The organism is Loktanella sp. M215, assembly GCF_021735925.1.
Lineage (GTDB): Bacteria > Pseudomonadota > Alphaproteobacteria > Rhodobacterales > Rhodobacteraceae > Loktanella.
Genome location: NZ_WMEA01000004.1, coordinates 36055 through 53368, shown reverse-complemented (window position 1 = coordinate 53368; position 17314 = coordinate 36055). Strand labels below are relative to the sequence as shown.

General features: G+C 59.3%; 23 protein-coding genes. 20 read left to right on the top strand and 3 right to left on the bottom strand.

The features are described from left to right. Positions 1 to 66: 66 nt before the first annotated feature. From GLR48_RS20250 to GLR48_RS20210, 9 genes are all read left to right on the top strand, one after another. The gene (locus GLR48_RS20250; protein ID WP_237064817.1) at positions 67 to 510 is read left to right on the top strand and encodes a MerR family transcriptional regulator; all 444 of its coding nucleotides are present in this window, start codon (positions 67 to 69) and stop codon (positions 508 to 510) included. Between the two features lie 8 nt (positions 511 to 518). Then, the gene (locus GLR48_RS20245) at positions 519 to 842 is read left to right on the top strand and encodes a YnfA family protein (protein ID WP_237064816.1); all 324 of its coding nucleotides are present in this window, start codon (positions 519 to 521) and stop codon (positions 840 to 842) included. Between the two features lie 809 nt (positions 843 to 1651). Next, positions 1652 to 2182 (top strand): SCO family protein, encoded by a 531-nt coding sequence (locus GLR48_RS20240; protein ID WP_442915866.1) that lies wholly within the window; start codon positions 1652 to 1654, stop codon positions 2180 to 2182. Beyond that, a complete protein-coding gene (locus GLR48_RS20235; RefSeq protein ID WP_237064804.1) occupies positions 2179 to 2610 on the top strand; it encodes a disulfide bond formation protein B in 432 nt (143 codons plus the stop codon). The genes GLR48_RS20240 and GLR48_RS20235 overlap by 4 nt, the downstream gene beginning before the upstream one ends. Next, positions 2600 to 3259, top strand: a complete 660-nt coding sequence (locus GLR48_RS20230; RefSeq protein ID WP_237064802.1) for a DsbA family protein — start codon at positions 2600 to 2602, stop codon at positions 3257 to 3259. The genes GLR48_RS20235 and GLR48_RS20230 overlap by 11 nt, the downstream gene beginning before the upstream one ends. A 35-nt stretch (positions 3260 to 3294) precedes the next feature. Then, a complete protein-coding gene (locus tag GLR48_RS20225) occupies positions 3295 to 3762 on the top strand; it encodes a copper chaperone PCu(A)C (protein WP_237064800.1) in 468 nt (155 codons plus the stop codon). Further along, positions 3762 to 4388: an SCO family protein gene (locus GLR48_RS20220; protein ID WP_237064799.1), complete on the top strand. Its 627-nt coding sequence runs from the start codon at positions 3762 to 3764 to the stop codon at positions 4386 to 4388. Before GLR48_RS20225 ends, GLR48_RS20220 begins: the two co-directional genes overlap by 1 nt. Then, positions 4385 to 5758 (top strand): M23 family metallopeptidase, encoded by a 1374-nt coding sequence (locus GLR48_RS20215; protein WP_237064797.1) that lies wholly within the window; start codon positions 4385 to 4387, stop codon positions 5756 to 5758. The genes GLR48_RS20220 and GLR48_RS20215 overlap by 4 nt, the downstream gene beginning before the upstream one ends. Positions 5759 to 5761: 3 nt before the next feature. Next, on the top strand, positions 5762 to 6217 hold the full coding sequence (locus GLR48_RS20210) for a DUF411 domain-containing protein (protein ID WP_237064795.1): 456 nt from the start codon (positions 5762 to 5764) through the stop codon (positions 6215 to 6217). Between the two features lie 419 nt (positions 6218 to 6636). On the opposite strand, the gene GLR48_RS20200 is transcribed toward GLR48_RS20210, so the two are convergent. Continuing rightward, on the bottom strand, positions 6637 to 7311 hold the full coding sequence (locus GLR48_RS20200; RefSeq protein WP_237064786.1) for a L,D-transpeptidase: 675 nt from the start codon (positions 7309 to 7311) through the stop codon (positions 6637 to 6639). Between the two features lie 164 nt (positions 7312 to 7475). Here GLR48_RS20200 and lspA point away from each other — a divergent pair, with 164 nt between their 5' ends. From lspA to GLR48_RS20165, 7 genes are all read left to right on the top strand, one after another. Continuing rightward, positions 7476 to 7940 (top strand): signal peptidase II, encoded by a 465-nt coding sequence (lspA, locus tag GLR48_RS20195; protein ID WP_442915865.1) that lies wholly within the window; start codon positions 7476 to 7478, stop codon positions 7938 to 7940. A gap of 94 nt (positions 7941 to 8034) precedes the next feature. Further along, positions 8035 to 8817, top strand: coding sequence for a ZIP family metal transporter (locus GLR48_RS20190; protein ID WP_237064784.1), 783 nt, complete (start codon positions 8035 to 8037; stop codon positions 8815 to 8817). Between the two features lie 712 nt (positions 8818 to 9529). Then, entirely contained in the window at positions 9530 to 9901 is a 372-nt protein-coding gene (locus tag GLR48_RS20185) for a DUF3768 domain-containing protein (RefSeq protein WP_237064782.1), read from the top strand. Positions 9902 to 10007: 106 nt separating this feature from the next. Then, complete coding sequence (locus tag GLR48_RS20180) at positions 10008 to 11855, top strand: ParB/RepB/Spo0J family partition protein (RefSeq protein WP_237064779.1); 1848 nt, start codon at positions 10008 to 10010, stop codon at positions 11853 to 11855. 57 nt (positions 11856 to 11912) lie between these two features. After that, positions 11913 to 12230: a hypothetical protein gene (locus tag GLR48_RS20175; protein WP_237064771.1), complete on the top strand. Its 318-nt coding sequence runs from the start codon at positions 11913 to 11915 to the stop codon at positions 12228 to 12230. A 307-nt stretch (positions 12231 to 12537) separates the two neighbouring features. Beyond that, on the top strand, positions 12538 to 12741 hold the full coding sequence (locus GLR48_RS20170) for a hypothetical protein (RefSeq protein WP_237064769.1): 204 nt from the start codon (positions 12538 to 12540) through the stop codon (positions 12739 to 12741). Positions 12742 to 12770: 29 nt separating this feature from the next. Further along, on the top strand, positions 12771 to 13001 hold the full coding sequence (locus GLR48_RS20165; protein WP_237064767.1) for a hypothetical protein: 231 nt from the start codon (positions 12771 to 12773) through the stop codon (positions 12999 to 13001). A 211-nt stretch (positions 13002 to 13212) separates the two neighbouring features. Here GLR48_RS20165 and GLR48_RS20160 read toward each other — a convergent pair whose 3' ends face one another. After that, entirely contained in the window at positions 13213 to 14307 is a 1095-nt protein-coding gene (locus GLR48_RS20160) for an IS110 family transposase (protein ID WP_165798175.1), read from the bottom strand. Positions 14308 to 14462: 155 nt separating this feature from the next. Between GLR48_RS20160 and GLR48_RS20155 the strand changes: the two genes are divergently transcribed. The 4 genes from GLR48_RS20155 to GLR48_RS20140 all read left to right on the top strand — a co-directional run bounded on the left by GLR48_RS20155 (position 14463) and on the right by GLR48_RS20140 (position 16161). After that, positions 14463 to 14918, top strand: coding sequence for a hypothetical protein (locus GLR48_RS20155; RefSeq protein ID WP_237064765.1), 456 nt, complete (start codon positions 14463 to 14465; stop codon positions 14916 to 14918). Between the two features lie 229 nt (positions 14919 to 15147). Next, positions 15148 to 15660: a hypothetical protein gene (locus GLR48_RS20150; protein ID WP_237064763.1), complete on the top strand. Its 513-nt coding sequence runs from the start codon at positions 15148 to 15150 to the stop codon at positions 15658 to 15660. Between the two features lie 67 nt (positions 15661 to 15727). After that, entirely contained in the window at positions 15728 to 15919 is a 192-nt protein-coding gene (locus tag GLR48_RS20145; protein ID WP_237064761.1) for a hypothetical protein, read from the top strand. Between the two features lie 53 nt (positions 15920 to 15972). Further along, complete coding sequence (locus GLR48_RS20140) at positions 15973 to 16161, top strand: hypothetical protein (protein ID WP_237064759.1); 189 nt, start codon at positions 15973 to 15975, stop codon at positions 16159 to 16161. Between the two features lie 213 nt (positions 16162 to 16374). On the opposite strand, the gene GLR48_RS20135 is transcribed toward GLR48_RS20140, so the two are convergent. Next, on the bottom strand, positions 16375 to 16845 hold the full coding sequence (locus tag GLR48_RS20135; protein WP_237064758.1) for a hypothetical protein: 471 nt from the start codon (positions 16843 to 16845) through the stop codon (positions 16375 to 16377). Between the last annotated feature and the right edge of the window lie 469 nt (positions 16846 to 17314).

The following is a 17314-nucleotide window of genomic DNA, read 5'->3' as shown; positions in this document are numbered from 1 at the left end:
GGGCCGTTGCCTTCATCGAATCATAGATTTAATGTCTCTAGCAACTATAGCTTCAAGAGGTATCTGATGTTGACCATAGGAAAACTTGGGGCGGCGGCGGGGGTGAAGGTTCCGACGATCCGCTATTACGAGCAAATCGGTCTGCTGCCCGAGGCCGACCGGAGTGCGGGAAACCAGCGTCTTTACGGCCAGGCGACACTCGACCGTCTCGCCTTCATCCGGCATGCCCGCGATCTGGGCTTCAGGTTGGAAGCCATCCGCGACCTGTTGAGCTTGTCTGACAGCCCTGACCAGTCATGCGCCGCTGCCGACATTATCGCACGTGCGCAACTGGCGGAGGTCGAAAGCCGCATCGTGCGACTGACGGCCCTGAAAGCCGAATTGGAACGCATGGTCATCCAATGCTCGGGCGGGCGCATTGCCGACTGCCGCGTCATCGAAGTATTGGGGGACCATTCATTGTGCACAACGGATGACCATCATCATCCCGAAATGGAGGCGACACCATAACGACCGCCATGACACTCATCGTCTTTGCCATTGCCGCAGCGGCGGAAATCGCAGGCTGTTTTGCGGTCTGGATGTGGATGCGCCACGAAGCGAGCAGCTTGTGGCTGGTCCCTGCCCTGATCAGTTTAGGTGTATTTGCATGGCTGCTGACTCTCGCCCCGTCGGAGTTCGCCGGTCGGTCCTACGCCGCCTACGGTGGAGTCTACATCGCAACATCGCTGGCCTGGCTGTGGGTCATCGAGAAGCAGCGCCCTGATCCGTGGGATTTGACCGGTGCTGCGATCTGCCTGGTCGGCGCGGGGATTATCCTGTTTGGATCGCGACCCGTCTGAAACCGAACCGCATTCCAGAGCATCATCAAGACGGCTGGAACACTACGGACAGGTGCGCGATCAAGAATGCGGCAAGCGGAATGCCTCCGCTTACGATCGCCCGCCTTGATGCCGCAGATATACCAGTCAGTGAGACTGGCGGCGACGTAGCGATAAGGACTTGAAGCTCAAGGGGCTGGAGGTTGTATCGGGACAGACGATGACAGATCTCAGGCAGGCTATACGCAATGAAACCGACCTCTCGCCAAAAGTTTCCCTGGACGCTGGCCGTTATTCCTGCGGTCGCGATCGTCGGGCTCCAACTCTGGCCGCAAAGCACACAAGAATACGCTTTGGCCCGAGACAGCGCTTTCCATCCTGTATCCGAACGGCTGACGGACCACACCGGGACGGTCCGAACACGTCACGACTTCGCGGGCCAATGGCACGCCCATCTTTATCGGGCTTCAGATTGGCCCTGACATGTAGCGCGGGGCATCGGCCGAAGTTGCGGCGGTGACAAAATCGCCATGTCGTAACGCGACCATTGCAACCTCGCTTCATCAATAAAGTTGGCTTGAGGCAGTATTTCGATTTCCCAATCACGTGCATGTCGGGCTTCGCCAAGCGACCCTGCTCACGCTGTTTCACAGGGCGGTGATCCTGCGGATATAATTGCGATAACCGCTTGAAGCTCAAGTGGCTGGAGGTTGTATCAGCCTCAAGACTTAAGAATGCTTGGCAGGCCATCCGCATTGAAACTGACATCTCTTCAAAAGATCCTCTGGGGGCTGGTGGGCGTCGCTGCGGCGACCGTCATAGCACTTCAGATCTGGGGCAATGATCCAACGGAGGCGGCAACGACACAGGACACCGCCTTCAAGGCCGTGTTCGAGCTGACGGACCATACCGGTATGATCCGCACACAGGATGACTTTGCAGGCAAGTGGATGCTGGTCTTTTTCGGCTTCACGAATTGCCCGGATGTTTGCCCCACGACACTGGCTGAGGTGGCGGCCGTGATGGATGGGCTGGGGTCTGACGCCTCCTTTGTGCAACCGCTCTTCATCTCAATCGATCCGGCTCGCGATGGCCCGCAAGCATTGGCAGAGTTCGTGCCACAGTTCGACGCCGGGATCATCGGCCTGACGGGCACGCCCGAGCAGATCGAACGTACGGCCGAGGGCTTCTACATCTTCTATGAGAAGGTTGCGGAAGCCGCCGCACCCGGGGGATACACGATGGGCCACTCGTCGCAGTTATTTCTGTTTGGCCCCGAGGGCGACTTTCTGTCGACCTACGCTTACGGCACCCCGGCGGAAGACATTCTTGCCGACCTGACCGGTCGTCTGCGCGAATGACGGTGCGCTTGACCGGAGAGCCCGCGCTGATTGGCGCATGGGTCGTCGCGCTCTGCGCGTCGTTGGCCGTGTTGTTTATCGGCGAGGTGCTGGGTCAGATGCCCTGCCTGCTCTGCTGGTATCAACGGGTCTTCATGTTCCCGCTCGCAATCATCCTTGGTCTTGGCCTGTGGTGGGGCGACACCCGTATCGGACGTTATGGCGTGCTTCTCAGTATTGGCGGCGGGGCCATCGCACTTTGGCATGTGGGCCTGTACGTAGGGATTATCCCTGAACCGATCCAGCCTTGCACGGCAACCGGCCCGTCCTGTACCGACGACAACCAGTTGATCGTCGGCGTACCAATCCCACTGCTGTCGCTTTTGGCCTTCGCCCTGACAGCGACCCTCTCCGCTCTCTCTTTGAAGGACCCTGGTCATGAACCGTAAGCCACTTCTGTTGTCCGTTCTTGCGGGAGCGATCGTGCTCTTTGCCGCTGCAAGCTGGTTTGTGGGTCGCTCTGAGCCCCTGACTGACGTGGCAACGGTGCCCCCTGAACAGGTCGAGGCTCTGCTGCGTCCTTATTCGCCGATCCTTGGACCGCAGGATGCCCCCGTGACCATCGTCGAATTTTTCGATCCCGCCTGCGAAGCCTGCCGCGCTTACTATCCGGTGGTGAAAGACATCATGGCCGAACATGGCAGCGCAGTGCGCGTCGCGATCCGCTACACCGCATTCCATGGTGCGGGGTCTGACGAGGCAATTCGCATTCTGGAAGCCGCGCGGATGCAGGACGTCTATGAGCCGGTATTGGAAGCGATCCTGACCGAACAGCCGCGATGGGCATCCCATGGTGCGCCGGAGCCCGGACTGATCCTGCAAATCGCAGGCTCCGCCGGGCTCGATGTCGCCGCCGCACAATCGCAGATGCTGATGCCGGACGTGGTCGCGGTCATGAATCAGGACCGCACCGACGTCGAGACCATGGGCATCCGGCAGACGCCTACGTTTTTTGTAAACGGCAAACCGGTTGACCCATTCGGTGAGGCGGAACTGCGGGCCCTCGTAGCGGCAGAGGTTGCGGCAGGTGACTCATGAACAAAACAATGTTTCACACCTCGAGGCCCCATAGCATGACACGCCTGACACTTGCGGCACTTGCCGCATGCGCCGCCATCATTTCAATCCCCGGAAATGCCTTTGCGGGATCCGACGACGTCGTCGTGGAAAGCCCCTGGGCCCGCGCCGCGATCGGGACCACGCGCCCTGGTGCGGCATACTTCATTGTTCATAACACCGGCGACGAGGCGGTGACGCTTATGGGCAACATCACCACACCCCTCGCCATGATGGCTCAGATACATCGGACGACGATAAGTGCCGATGGCGTCAGTACCATGGTGCCGGTCGAAGAAATATTGATTGCCCCGGGCCACAGTATCGCGCTGGAACCAGGGGGCATGCATGCAATGTTAATGATGCTGCAAAGTCCGATGAAAGAAGGTGGAACCTTTCCACTCATACTTACACTTGAAGATGGCGCTAAAATTCCTGTCGAGGTCCCCATCCTTGGTGTCGCCGCCCGCGGGCCTGACGGCTGATGCAACGTCGCGCGGCTCTGACATACGGTACAGCAGGTCTGGGTGCGCTCGGGCTGACACTCTTTGCCGGCTGGTGGCGCGTCGACGGCCCCGGCGCGGTAGAACCGGTTGCACAGAGACCGGCGCCGCTGACGTCGATGGATTTTGAGCTGACCGACCACGAAGGGCGCACGGTGGGGCCAGAAAATCTGATTGGCCGCGCTTCACTGGTATTTTTCGGGTTCACCTTTTGCCCTGACGTTTGCCCTACCACCTTGTCGGATATCTCAGGCTGGCTCGACGACTTGGGGGCAGACGCCGAGCGGTTGAATGTGGTGTTCATCACCGTCGACCCTGATCGTGACACGGTGGAGGCCATGGCCGACTACGTCGGCTATTTTCACCCCGCAATTCGCGGCTGGACGGGCACGACGGATCAGATTGCACGCGCGGCCGATGGCTTTCGTGTGCGCTATGAGAAGGTTCCCGCCGAAACCGGGAGCTACACGATGAACCATACCGCGACCGTGTTTACCTTCGCGGCAACCGGTGGATTTTCCGGCACCATCGACTATCATGAGCCGAGAGCGTTTGCGGTGCCCAAGATCCGCCGCGCTTTGGACAACGAGACGGGGGACACCACATGAAACTCAGATACCTGGCCGTAGGCCTTGTTTTGGCAGGCGGCGCTTCGTCTGCAGTCATCGTACTGTCGAATGTTATGGCGAAGGAAGCTGTTCCCGTCGCACTGACGGACATTGGTCGTTGGGAGCCTGACACCGTGGCACCCCTGCCATTCGATGACATGGTCGATATGGCTTCCATAGTCTCTTCGCCAGACGAAACGCCGGCGCTCGCGGCACCTGCCGTCTTGAACATAGCGCCGGTCCAAATGTCCCTTCCCGCGCTTCAACCCTCAGTCACGACCTGGTCCCGCGAGATCGCCACCGGTGAGACTTTGGACGCGGTTCTGGGCGAGGCAGGACTGTCCGCCACCGATCGTGCAGAAATCGCTCTGGCGCTTGGAGTAGAGTTCGATTTGAGGCAGTTGCGTCCAGGTCATTCACTCACCGTCATTACAACTGCGGATGGCCGCCCGAAACGCGTGTCGCTCGACGTGGACGACGGCGTTCAGATCGAAGCCGTCTTCGGAGACCGTGTTGCAACGCGTGTCGTGACCCCCGCGCCGGATATCACGACCCTTGCAGGTGAGACCGTCATAGACAGTTCGATTTTCGCAGCGCTTGAGGATGCCGGGATACCCGCACGATTTGCTGTCGATCTAGCTCAGATGTTGGGCGGTACCGTGGATTTTCGTCGCGACCTGTCCGGTGGTGAAACACTGAAAGTGATGTGGCGCGAGGCACGGGTCGGCGATGCAGTGATTGGCGAACCAGACATGACGTTTGCGGCTCTTGATCTTGGAGACGCGGTCTTCGAGATCGTTTGGCCAGAAGATGGGTCGGGGAGAGCTGTCATCTACCGCGATGGTGCCGTGATGCGGACCTTTGCGCAGCCGGTTGAGGGCGCGCGCCTGAGTTCGGTCTACGGCCAGCGCAAGCACCCAGTCTTCGGGAATACCCGGATGCATACAGGCATCGATTTTGCGGCGGCACGGGGCACACCGGTGCAGGCAACGGCCCCAGGGCGCGTCAGCTTCATTGGCACCCGCGGCGGCTATGGCCGGACCGTAGAAATCGCGCATGGATCAGACACCATGACCCGATATGCACACCTGAGCGCCGTACCAGAAGGGCTTTCCATCGGCGACCGCGTCACAGCAGGCGATGTCATCGGCAATGTTGGTGCCACTGGCACGGCCACCGGCCCAAATTTGCATTACGAAGTGCGCGTAAACGGCCGTCCTACAGATCCCCTCTCCGACGACCGGCTTAATGAGGCTTTGGAAGCCAAAGGCGATGATGCCGCGAACCTGGTACAATTGGCCTCCGCACGGTCTGGTCTGGAGCGAAGTCTGGCCAGCGCGCACGTCACAACAACAAACGGAAGGCTTTGAAACATGAAACCACGTATCGCCGCTCTGATTGGCACCCTCGCACTCTTTTCGGCCACGCAGGCCTTTGCAGAAGCGACGCCGATCAATGTGCAGAAAACCAATGGTTGCGGTTGCTGCCTCGCCTGGATGGAGCATCTCAAAGCCAATGGTTTTGCGCCAACGGGCGAAGATGTGAATGGGGGACTGCTCATTCGGTACAAGATGGAAAGTGGGGTCCCGCAAAATATGATGTCCTGCCACACCGCCATGGTTGATGGTTATATTATCGAAGGACATGTTCCCGCTGCTGACATCCGCCGCCTCTTACAGGATCGCCCGGATGCGGTTGGACTTGCCGTGCCGGATATGCCGCTTGGTTCGCCAGGTATGGATCAGGGGCGACGTGCGGACGCTTACGACGTCTTTCTCATCAACGACGACGGATCCACGGACGTCTTTGCCAGCTATCCGGGAAACTGATTCATGCATCTTGTAATTTATCCAAGACAAACCGGTCAGACAGGCAACAATCTGACGACAATACATCAGACACGTGGTCGGCAGACACGAAACTGGGCTAAATCTGCTGGGATCGGGTTGGCGCTGATCACCGTTGCAGCCTGTGCCAGACCGTTACCGCCTGTCCCGCCAGAACCATCGTTTTTTCTCGCGGAGGTTCCGCCTGAGGTCGTCGCGATGGCAGCCCCCTACCAAAATCTGCAATTGGTGCGGTTGAAGCCGGAAGATGGCTGTTACTGGTACCAACATGCAGGACCGGTCGAAACGACGCTCTTGCCATTGCGCACATCGGAGGGTCGCCCGATCTGCCTGCAACGTGAGGGTACGCCGCAGATCACAGGATGAGTAAGGGCATGCCTTACCCGCCCTGTGGTTTGATCTCAGGTTGTATGCGCCGTCATCGGGCCATCGCCTTCAGCCGGATAAAGGTAAGCGGTAACGCCGGTACTCACCTGTTCATAAAGATCGTTAATGTGCGGCATCACCATGCGCACGCAGCCGGAACTTGCACGGCTGCCGATCGACCGCGGTTGCGGCGTGCCGTGGATCCGCAGATAGGTGTCCCGATCACCAATATAGAGATAGAGGGCCCGCGATCCGAGAGCGTTGCCCGGACCGGGTTCCTGACCGTCGGCAAATTGCGCATAGGTGTCCGGCGATCGTTCGATCATCGACGCGGTCGGGGTCCAGTGTGGCCATTCGACTTTGCGCTTGATGGTGTAGGTGCCCGGCTCATAAAGGCCGTCGCGGCCGATGGCGACGCCGTAGCGCATGGCCGTTCCACCCTCTTCGATATGATAGAGGTAACGCGCCACGGCATCGACATGAATGTCGCCGGGCAGAAGACCCGGCCGCGCCTCGACACGCTGCGGCAACAGGCGCGGATGCAACCCCCATGGGTTCGACGTAGTCGGGTTGTACCCGGGTGGGGTAACTTGCGCATCCCAGGCAGCTTTTTCCGCGCCGGTCGGCCACGTGTTCGCGAAGGCAGGCCCCGCAAGCGGAGCAGAGAACATGGCTGCTGTCGTCGCGATGAAATGGCGTCTGGTCAACATGTGGAAGTGTCTCCGGCAAGAAATATGATGGTCATGCCTTTGACAGCAATCAGTATGGACCACCCAAAAGAGAAGGCGTCATCAATGTCCAGTCAAGTGACCGTGAAGCAGAAGGGTCCCGTTTTGTCGGGAAAATCTGTAGGGGAGGTCATCGATTGCCAGTCCTGAACACACAAAATGCAGGATTGATGGCGCTGTGCACGGCTTTGGTTACCGACCAAGTCTCGAAAACCATCGTGGCGATGAATGCTGATCGCCTCTCGGATAGCCTGCCGGTGCTCCCGGGGTTCAACCTGACATTCCTCCGCAATGACGGCGTTACATTTGGTCTGTTCGGTAACATGCCATGGTGGGCCCTGAGCCTGATCGCCTTCGCTGTTTGTGGCGTGCTTGCAGTAATGCTGTGGCGGACAACAAGGTATCTCGAGGCGGTCGCTTATGGCCTGATCATCGGAGGCGCGCTCGGCAATATCGTCGACCGCCTTCGCTTCGGAGGGGTTACGGATTTTCTGGATTTCTATGTTGGCAATACCCATTGGCCAGCGTTCAACATCGCTGATGTTGCGATCGTGACAGGTGTCGCCGTTTTGTTTGTGCCGGAGAGATTTTCACGACCGGCGCAGACATGATCATGCAGCAGATCGAAATCTTCACTTTAACGGGCACTGGTTCGAGCCAGCATTTCGGCACCCGACAAGCAATCGCAACGCCTCAGAGGCCCTGATGATCTCAATGTCACCCATCTTGCTCGGATTTCTGGGAAGTCTCGCTGCCGGTTCGCTTACCGCGATTGGTGCGATTCCAGTCCTGTTTGGACGCATCCCGTCTCGCGCGACGCGAGATCTGTCACTCGGATTTGCCGCAGGCGTCATGTTAGCTGCATCCTTTTTCTCTTTGATCATCCCCGCACTCGATGCGGCAGAACCGCAGTACCAGAGCGAGGCCGCACCCGCTGCCATCGTGTGTCTCGCAATTTTGCTTGGCATGGGTGCTGTCGCTCTGATGAATGAGAAGTTGCCTCACGAACACTTCAGCGGGGGACGGGAGGGACCGGCAGCCGCATCGCTGCGCCGTGTCTGGTTATTCATCATCGCGATCACGATCCACAATTTTCCCGAGGGCCTTGCCGTTGGCGTCGGCTTCGGGTCAGGGGGCCTGGAAGGCGGAATGCCACTTGCGATCGGCATAGGTCTGCAAAATGCGCCTGAGGGGCTTGCAGTCGCCGTTGCGCTTCTAGGCGAGGGCTATGGAAAATGGCGGGCTTGGGGTATCGCCGCGATGACGGGTCTGGTCGAACCGGTGGGTGGATTGCTGGGGGCTGGCATCATCGGTCTCTCCGAGCCTATTTTGCCGTGGGGTTTGGCCTTCGCAGCAGGCGCCATGCTTTACGTCATCAGTCACGAAATCATCCCTGAAACGCATCGCAGCGGAAACCAGAACAGAGCCACGCTCGGACTGGCATTTGGTCTGGTGATCATGCTCTTTCTTGACGTTTGGCTGGGTTGAAAGTGCAACTGGATTGCTTGGCTTAAAAGCGCGGTTTCAATGCCTAGACTAATCTTTGACTCGGCAATCTACCGAACTGGATCGACCTGCTGCTGAACTTCGCACTCAGAACCGCTATTGTCGCTACTATGTCTTGCGTGACCTTTTCACTTCATAACTGTTGCAGCTAGCCCTCCCTGAATTAAGGCCCCTGACCCGCCCTGAGGGCGTGTCACCGCGCTTCTCAGGCTCCCGCCGGCAGACCGGCCTCCGCCCGCAACGTCCCGGCCCATCCTCCCTGTCCGCATGGCCCGCGCCCTGTCTCTCCGAGCCAGTGCGCGAACCTTCGGCCATGGTCGTCCTGGTCCGTGCCGATGCGCCCTGACGGGTTCCGATCGCTGGGGCGCGGTGCGGGGTTCGCGCAAGCGCGATACGCCGCTGCACCGCTCAGAGAAAAAGAAAGCGAGACGGGGACCGCCGGTCCCCCACCGCAACCCTGAAATACGGCACCCAAAGGGGTGTCCCCGTCCTTCCTGCGCCTGCGGCTTTGTGCAGGCCGGGTGATCCCCCTCCCCTTTGGCTTTGATTTCAGCATTGCGGCGGTTCCCCCCCTGCCCTCGCCGGGAGGCAAGGTTTCAGAAGAGGGGCGCGCTGAAGCGCTTCCTCGCCTGACCCCTCGCCCGAGTATCGGCACCAGACCGGACACGTGGCACCACCGCAAAGGACCAAGACCATGAACGACCAAACCACCCTGTCGGCAGATGAGCAGGCCGAGATTGACCGTGCCGCGAAGATCGCAGAGCAGAACGACCGTTTCCGCAAGACATGGGGCGCAGACGTCAGCGTTCCCGGCCAGATCATCGTAACGCGCGCCGTGGCAAGCCTGTCCGCAGGGGCACAGGTGCAGATCATGCGGGCCGTGCAGACGTTCGACACCTTCACCGAGGACAACGACCCTTATGGGGATCACACCTTTGGCGCTTTCGAGGCAATCGAAGCGGGTGAGACGGTCAAGCTGTTCTGGAAGATCGACCTCTACGACACCGAGTACACGTTCGGCAGTGCTGCCCCCCCGAGGACACCGCTACGACCCGCCGCGTCCTGACCGTCATGCAGCGCCACGAATACTAGAGCCGCCTGCGCGGCCCGCCGCGCCCACCGGGTGCGGCACCCCCCTCCCCTTCCCTACAGACACATCAAGGATCGAACCCATGACCAACCAGACCCAGATCACCACAGCGACCGACGAGCAAATTCCGTTCTCTGACCTCTACCTCTCCGACATCAACCCCCGCACCATCCTGAACGACGATGCCATCGTCGAACTTGCCGCGAATATTCAAGAGCATGGCCTCATTCAAAGCCCGGCAGGCCTGCGCGATGCTACTGGCAAGGTCGGGATCGTGGCGGGTGGACGCCGTTACCGCGCCTTGGCGCTGTTGCAGGACGACCCCCGGTTTCAGATCGTGACCGTCCGTATGGCCCCCGATCAGGCGACCGCCGTGTTTTGGGCGACGAGCGAGAACGCGCAGCGCGAGGATCTGCACCCCGCAGACGAAATCCGCGACTTTGGCGCGATGGAGAAGCGCGGCGTGAAGGTCGCAGATATTGCCGTCGCTTATGGCGTGACCGAGAAGCACGTTTACCGCCGCCTGGCCCTGTCCAATCTGCCCGCCCCGGTGCTGGACGCTTTGCGGGACGGCAGCGTGAGCCTGTCCCAAGCAGCCGCGTTCACGATCAGCGACGACGAGGCTCTTACCTTGGAGGTGTTGGCCCTTCACATCGAGCAAATCGCCAAAGGCTACGGCGGGTTAAACGACTACACCATCAAGACCCGCCTGAAACCCGGCAGCGTCAAAGGCACCGACCGCCGCGCCGTGTTTGTCGGAGAGGCAGACTACAGCGCCGCAGGAGGTCGCATGGGTGGCGACCTGTTTGCTGACGTGACGACCTTTGACGACCCCGCCATTCTGGACGAGGTTTTCGCCGCCAAGCTGACCCAGACCGCAGCCGACTACTCCGCCGCGTATGGCTGGAAATGGGCCGAGGCAATCACTGATGGTTACATCAGCTATCAATTCGATCAGGACCGCAAATTCGGCAAGGTCTATCCCGTCGAAGGCGAACTGACCGAGGCCGAGGCCGAGCGTTATGACGCACTTGTGGAACTAGCGAACGGCGATGCACTGGACGAGGAAGGCACAACTGAGCTGGACGCCTTGCAAACCAAGAGGGACGGCGACTTTACCGACGAGCAGCTGGCCACAAGCGGTGTCGTGATCTATGTCACCAACGACGGCAGCGTGAAGGTCGGGGCGGGTTTCATCCGGGCCGAGGACAAGGCCGCAGCGATTGAGGCAGGTATCTTGCAGCCGTCGCGCCATGCCACGACCGAGGCCGCGCCGAAGTCGCCTATCTCTGACACTTTGCGCGGCGATCTGGAGCGGATCGGCACAGGCGCACGGCAGAACGCGATGCTGGACGACCCCAAACTGGCCCTGCATCTTCTGGCCTTCCAGCTTTGCGGGAAGATGGGATACGACCGCGCTTACGGCGTCCGCACGGACGACGTGCCAAACGTCCCGACCACGGAAACCGGCTATGTGCTGGACAAGCGCCTGACCGTTTCTGACACCGACGACCGCAGCCCGTTCAACCGCGATCATGCCGCCGAATTTGCCAAGTTTCGCAAGCGGGGCGATGCAAGGATCATGGACCTGTTGAACCGTTATCTGGTCGCGCACCTGACCATCAGCAGCCCTGACCTCGGCGCGATGATCGACAAGCTGACAGCCAAGCGCACCCGCGACACCTTCACACCGACCGCCGAGAACTTCTTTGGTCGCGTGAACGGCGCTTACCTCAATGACCTGTGGAGCGACCTTCTGGGACTGGTCGCAGACCACCCCACCGTGACCACGTTCGAGAAATTGAAGAAGGGAGAGAAGGCCGCAAAGCTGGAAAGCCTGTTTGCGGACCCGGCGACACGCACAGCCCTTGGCCTGTCGAAAGATCAGATCGACCGGATCAACGCATGGCTTCCCGAAGGTATGGCCTGACCAAAGCCGCAGGGCGGACACGCGCCCTGCCCCACCCATCCCGACCGGAGACAGATCATGTCACTCAAGACCTACGCCGTCGCCATGGGGAACGGCCCGCCCGTCACTCGCAAGGGCCACATCGTCACCTTTGCCCGCGCCGGTCAGCCAACCGTCGCCGTGGCGCTTTACCAGACTCGCGGAGGCTACAACGCCGACCATCCCCGCACTGGCCGGTCGATCAGCACGTTCGACCAAGTGTGCCGGTTCGGAAAGGCAGTCACCCTGAAGGAGGCGAAAGATAGCCTTTTGATGATGCTGGACGACATGAAGGGCGACGAAGCATTGCGCCGCGTGGCAGACAGCTACGCCGTCCTGAACCCAGATTTTCCGTAGAGCCGTGGCCGGTTCAAGACCGTTGATAGCAGTTGAACTGATCCACAACTCCTGCCACTCTCATGCTAATTTCCCCGTCCCTCAGACATGAGGGGCGACTAGGCCCTGCACCGTGCGGGGCCTTTCTTATGTGGACAACTGTCAAGTGCAGCTGGCAATGCTGCGAGTGCTCAACCCAGCCCCCAATGGCGGCTTGAAGCCCCAATGTGTCATGACAAATGCCCCAGTCTTTGAGCTGTCATATGATGCTTGCTAGATGGATGGTTTCACATGGCAATACCGTCACCTCGAACGGACTTAACTAACGATGAGCGATTATGGACGACCTCTGAGACATCAATTGCAAAGGTGCATAGATGAAGTCTCCGAACATCATGAACTGACTGAAGTTGCTGAGACTGAGCTTGTTAGCCTTGCCCAATTTCTCGTACTTTATTTAGATGAACAGGTTAAGGCCTCAGATAAACCGTTAGGATATTTAAAAGGCCTCATCACGCTTTTTACGGTGTGACGGGAGCAAGAGACCAGTTTCGCCGTGCCTTGAAGGAATACCTCAAGATTGCTGGAAGCGATGGTGATAAGATTTATGCATTGGCAAACCAAATTTGTTATGCCTCACGTTCAGGCAAACTCGGAACAGATGACGACTATAGTTTCTTTGTAGCTCTGTTCACTGAGAAATATGGTGCCGACTACTTTAGAAGTATTGTTGAACGCCTTGCTGCCTCCAAGGTCGAATTTCGGATTTCAAATGGTGAAATTGATCAGTAGCGAAGTGTCACTTTGTCCGCACTGCCGACCTTGCCTATAGCCGCAAAAACCCATCCTGCGTGCGTGTCACGCCACAGAATTGAGGCCATGCCAGAGCTATGACCGGCTCGCGTAAGCCTTTTCTTATTCGTGCCTGTCAAGATGCAGGATCACCAAGTACCGCTTTCGGTACGCGCCGGTAGATGAGGGTGCCGCCCTTTTTTACTGTCGGTTATCCCGACCAGGCCCCGCGCGCGGCACCCTCCATTGACACGGGCGGTATCTCTACCGCCATGCGCCAAAGCTTGATCGCGAGCTTGCGGGCGACGGCCACGATGGCCTTCTGCCCGATCCCATGCTTCGCAAAATGTCGATTGTAGAGTTCCTTCGCTTCGGGGTCTCGCCACGTCCATTGCCATGCGGCTTCGATGAGGATGCCGCGTAAGCGTTTCTGACCCACGGGTCTGATCCTGGCGCGGGCTTGACTGCCACCACTCTGGCTGACCACAGGTGCGAGACCGAGATAGGAGGTCACTTCCTCGGGGCGGTTGAACCGTTCGGGAGAGAACAGCTCGGCCAAGAAGTTCGATGCGGCGGTCTCGCCCACCCCGACGACAGATGTCAGGTGCGCGAACCGCTCTGCGTGCATCCGTTTCGTTGCCGTCCTGATCTCGGCGCGCAGCATCTTGTCTTCGGAAAGCAAGAAAAGGTACTCACGCACCATCGAGGCCAGCGACATGCGATGTTCCGGCGGCATATCCAATGCCGACAGGTCTGCCGAAGCGGCCAGAGACCACTTCTGGATACTCTGCGGTTCGCCGATGCCGGACGCGAGCAGGAAGCCCTTGATCTTCTGCTTGATCTTGCCCCGGCTCTCCGCGACACGCTTCCGCCGCCGCACGAGCGCCCGGTAGCCTTCCTGTTCGACGGTTGGAATGGCGACGGAATGCAGCAATCCCCGCGCGAAGTAGGTCGCCAGCTTCACCGCATCCAGCCGATCGTTCTTCGCCGCCGCTGCGTAGCCGCGCGGGATGCGCGAGGCGGCGATCACCGATACCTTAAATCCTGCGGCCATCAATGTGCGGGCCAAGGCGAAGCCGGTTGGCCCGGTCTCATAGACGATATGCTCGATGGAGCAGCCCAGGCCCGAAAGCTGCGCGGCGAGCGCCGCCTCTCCGGCTGGACAGGTATAGCTCTCGACCTGACCGTCTTGCGACGAGAACAGGGCGACGGAATAGGTCTTTTTGTGAACGTCGAGACCGACGACGACAGGTTGATCCTCGACGGCTTCCGCGAAGCGGGCGAGGCGCGTTGCTTTCTTGACCATGCTGGAATCTCCTCTGTTCGAAGAACTCCGGCATTGCAGCAGCCACGTGCAACGCCGTCCAGCATGGTATTTTTTTATATTGCTCAGAACAAACCGGAAGGCTGACTGAAAAGGTTGTGCCAGGGTCAACCCACCATTCAACAGGAGTACAGTCGATGAAAGACTGGGAAGACGTCGAAAACGACGGATGGGAATTTATCGAACAGGGCGACCACCTGAATGCGGCGCAATGCGCCCGTGAGGTTTTGAACCGTCAGCCCGATGCGATTGACAGCTATGTCATCCTGTCACGGACCGTTCGGACCAACGCCGAGAAGATCGCACTTTTGCGGGAAGGTGCCCGCATCGGCGACAAGGTGTTCTATAAAGAAGTTCTTGCCGCTCCCAATGACGATTTCCGCTTCTGGGGACAAATGGCGACACGCCCCTACATGAGAGCCCTTCAATCCCTTTCCCTGGCACTGGTTGCGGACCCGCGGGATGGATCACTCGACGAAGCGGTGGCCATCTGGCGGAAGCTGTATGCCATTTGTCCGAACGACAATCTTGGTGTCCGCTTTCTGATCGCAGAATACGAAGAGACCGGCACCGTCGAACTGGATGATGACTGAGGGCAGCACGCCGTCCTTAGCAAGCAAATGTCACCATTTGCCCGTCGCCAATTCTGCAGAAAGCGGCACGAATATTCTGACCGGATTTTGCGTGAAACACGTCACCGGATAAGGCCAAAACAGGCCACGATCTAAGGCGTTTAATCGCCTTAGAACCCACATTTTGTTGAGTAAAATCAGGCCTTGTGCTAGATTCAACCTACGGTAATTCAGCCAAAAGGCCGCGCTCATGTCCCTTGTTGCCACGTCCGTTCAAGCTGTCTGGCAGTCCGCCGAACTTTTGATTGCCTTTCATAAGAACAAGAACCAGACCAAGCGGGATGCACCCTTCTTCTGGCGTCCGAAGGAGGCATTTGCCCGCCTGCTGGCGAAGCCCGAGGATCAGGAGGCCGTCGTCGTCATGCGTGCCGCAGACGACGACGGCGCCGACGTTCAAATCAAGATTCACTCCGATAAGATCGTGTTCAGGCGCGACCGCGAGCTGGGCTGGTCAGGCGTCATTATTGACGAGCATCAGATTCAGATAAAAGTCGATGGTGCTATGATCCGCGTCGATGCGGACGGTAGCGTTGTGGTCGAGAGGGACTTTCAAAAGACCCACCTTGAAGGAACCGGCGAGATTTTCCGGTTCACCCCCGACACCAAGATTGTCGTGTCAGCCGACGGCGGCCGCATGTCCCGAGAAACCGAGGCCACCTTTGACGGCTTCACACCGGACGGCGTTGTGTCGCGCCGCAAGTGACCGAACAGGCTGGGCCGTCCCTTGCGTCAGGCCCCACCCCTTTTCTGATCCGATGGAACCAGACGCCATGACCTCGATTTATCTACGCGCATATCTGCATGGTTATGCCCGGCAGCCTGCGCCGCGCTGGCTGCGCCGAGTCATCGCAAGGTCCGAGATCCACCGCGCCTGGTTGGCGGGCTGGCTCGGTTACTTCGAACAGGACGGCGTGTCCTACGGCCCCGCTTTTCCCTATCCGCAGTTTCCCGACACTGCTTAGGCGCTGGCTGGATATTTGGGGCCCGTCGCCCGCATAATGTGCCACCGCAGATCATGGTCAGCGCCGCATCGCTTGCATTTGAAGTCCTTTTCCACGTCGATCAGCTTGCGCAGCTCATGGTACCGGGCGTGCAAATGATGGGGTGCGACATTGAATTGCGCATGGCAGGCAGTGCAGGTCACGACCAAAACGTCCCGCGCCGTCAGGTTGCAAATCCTGATCGAGAACTTGAGACCAAGTGAGACGGGCTCATATGACATGACCAGAACATATAGCGAACATCTTGACCGATGGTAGTCGGTCTGTGTCGCTATCGCCCGTGCTGGGATCATCGCTGCAAAATGGCCGCGCGAGGCGCAGCGCATGCCTCCGAGGCGCTACCGCGCCCCCGGCACCACGCCATACGTCTTTGTTCCGTTGGCTCAGGTCGCGCCACTTGCCCGGTCCACGACGAATTAAAGCGCCAGTGCCACCAACGCCGCGGCAAACACCGTTGGGTCAAGGCCCGCAGCCCATAGCAGTTGCGCCTTCAACTCCCCGGCGCTCTCATTTTTCGCGAGGTTCGCAAAGATGCGTTGCGTCTCAAAGGGACTGCCCAGTAGCGCCCTTGCACTTCCAGTTGGCGTGTTTGCGGCGGCGACCATGAACGCGCTCAATATCTGCGTCCCTGTTTCCATCCACTTTCTTGTTCCTTGCGCGCGAGCAACAAGATCCGTCGATCCGAAGGCAAGAGCTGCGCTTTGCAAGGCTTCTTCAACGTCGGTTTCATCATCCAGGCCACCAGCTAGACGCGCTTGACCGATCCATTGATCCATGCGGATTCGGAGGTCTTTTTTCAACATCGACAGCCTCTTTCTGCACTTTCTGTGTTCTTGGTTTTCTACCACGAAATCGTTGATCCGTGAATCTGAAAGCGTGATGAACATAGCCCCTGCCCCGCCCTTTGGGCGTGTCACCGCGCTCTAGGCTCCAGCCGGCAAACCGGCTTCCGCCCGCAACGTCCCGGCCCATCCTCCCTGTCCGCATAGCCCGCGCCCTGTCTCTCCGAGCCAGTGTGCGGGCCTTCGGCCATGGTCGTCCTGGTCCGTGCCGATGCGCCCTGACGGGTTACGATCGCTGGGGCGCGGCGCGGGGTTCGCGCAAGCGCGATACGCCGCTGCACCGCTCAGAAAAAAAGAAAACAAGACGGGGACCGCCGGTCCCCCACCGCAACAGTAAAATACTGCGCGTCCTGTGGGGCCGTGTCCTCGCCTACGGCTGCGGGCCGCACCACCCCCTTGTCCGCTTGATTTTCCCATTGCGGCGGTTCCCCCCCAGCCCTCGCCGGGAGGCAAGGTTTCAGAAGAGGGGCGCGCTGAAGCGCTTCCTCGTCTGACCCCTCGCCCGAGTTTCGGC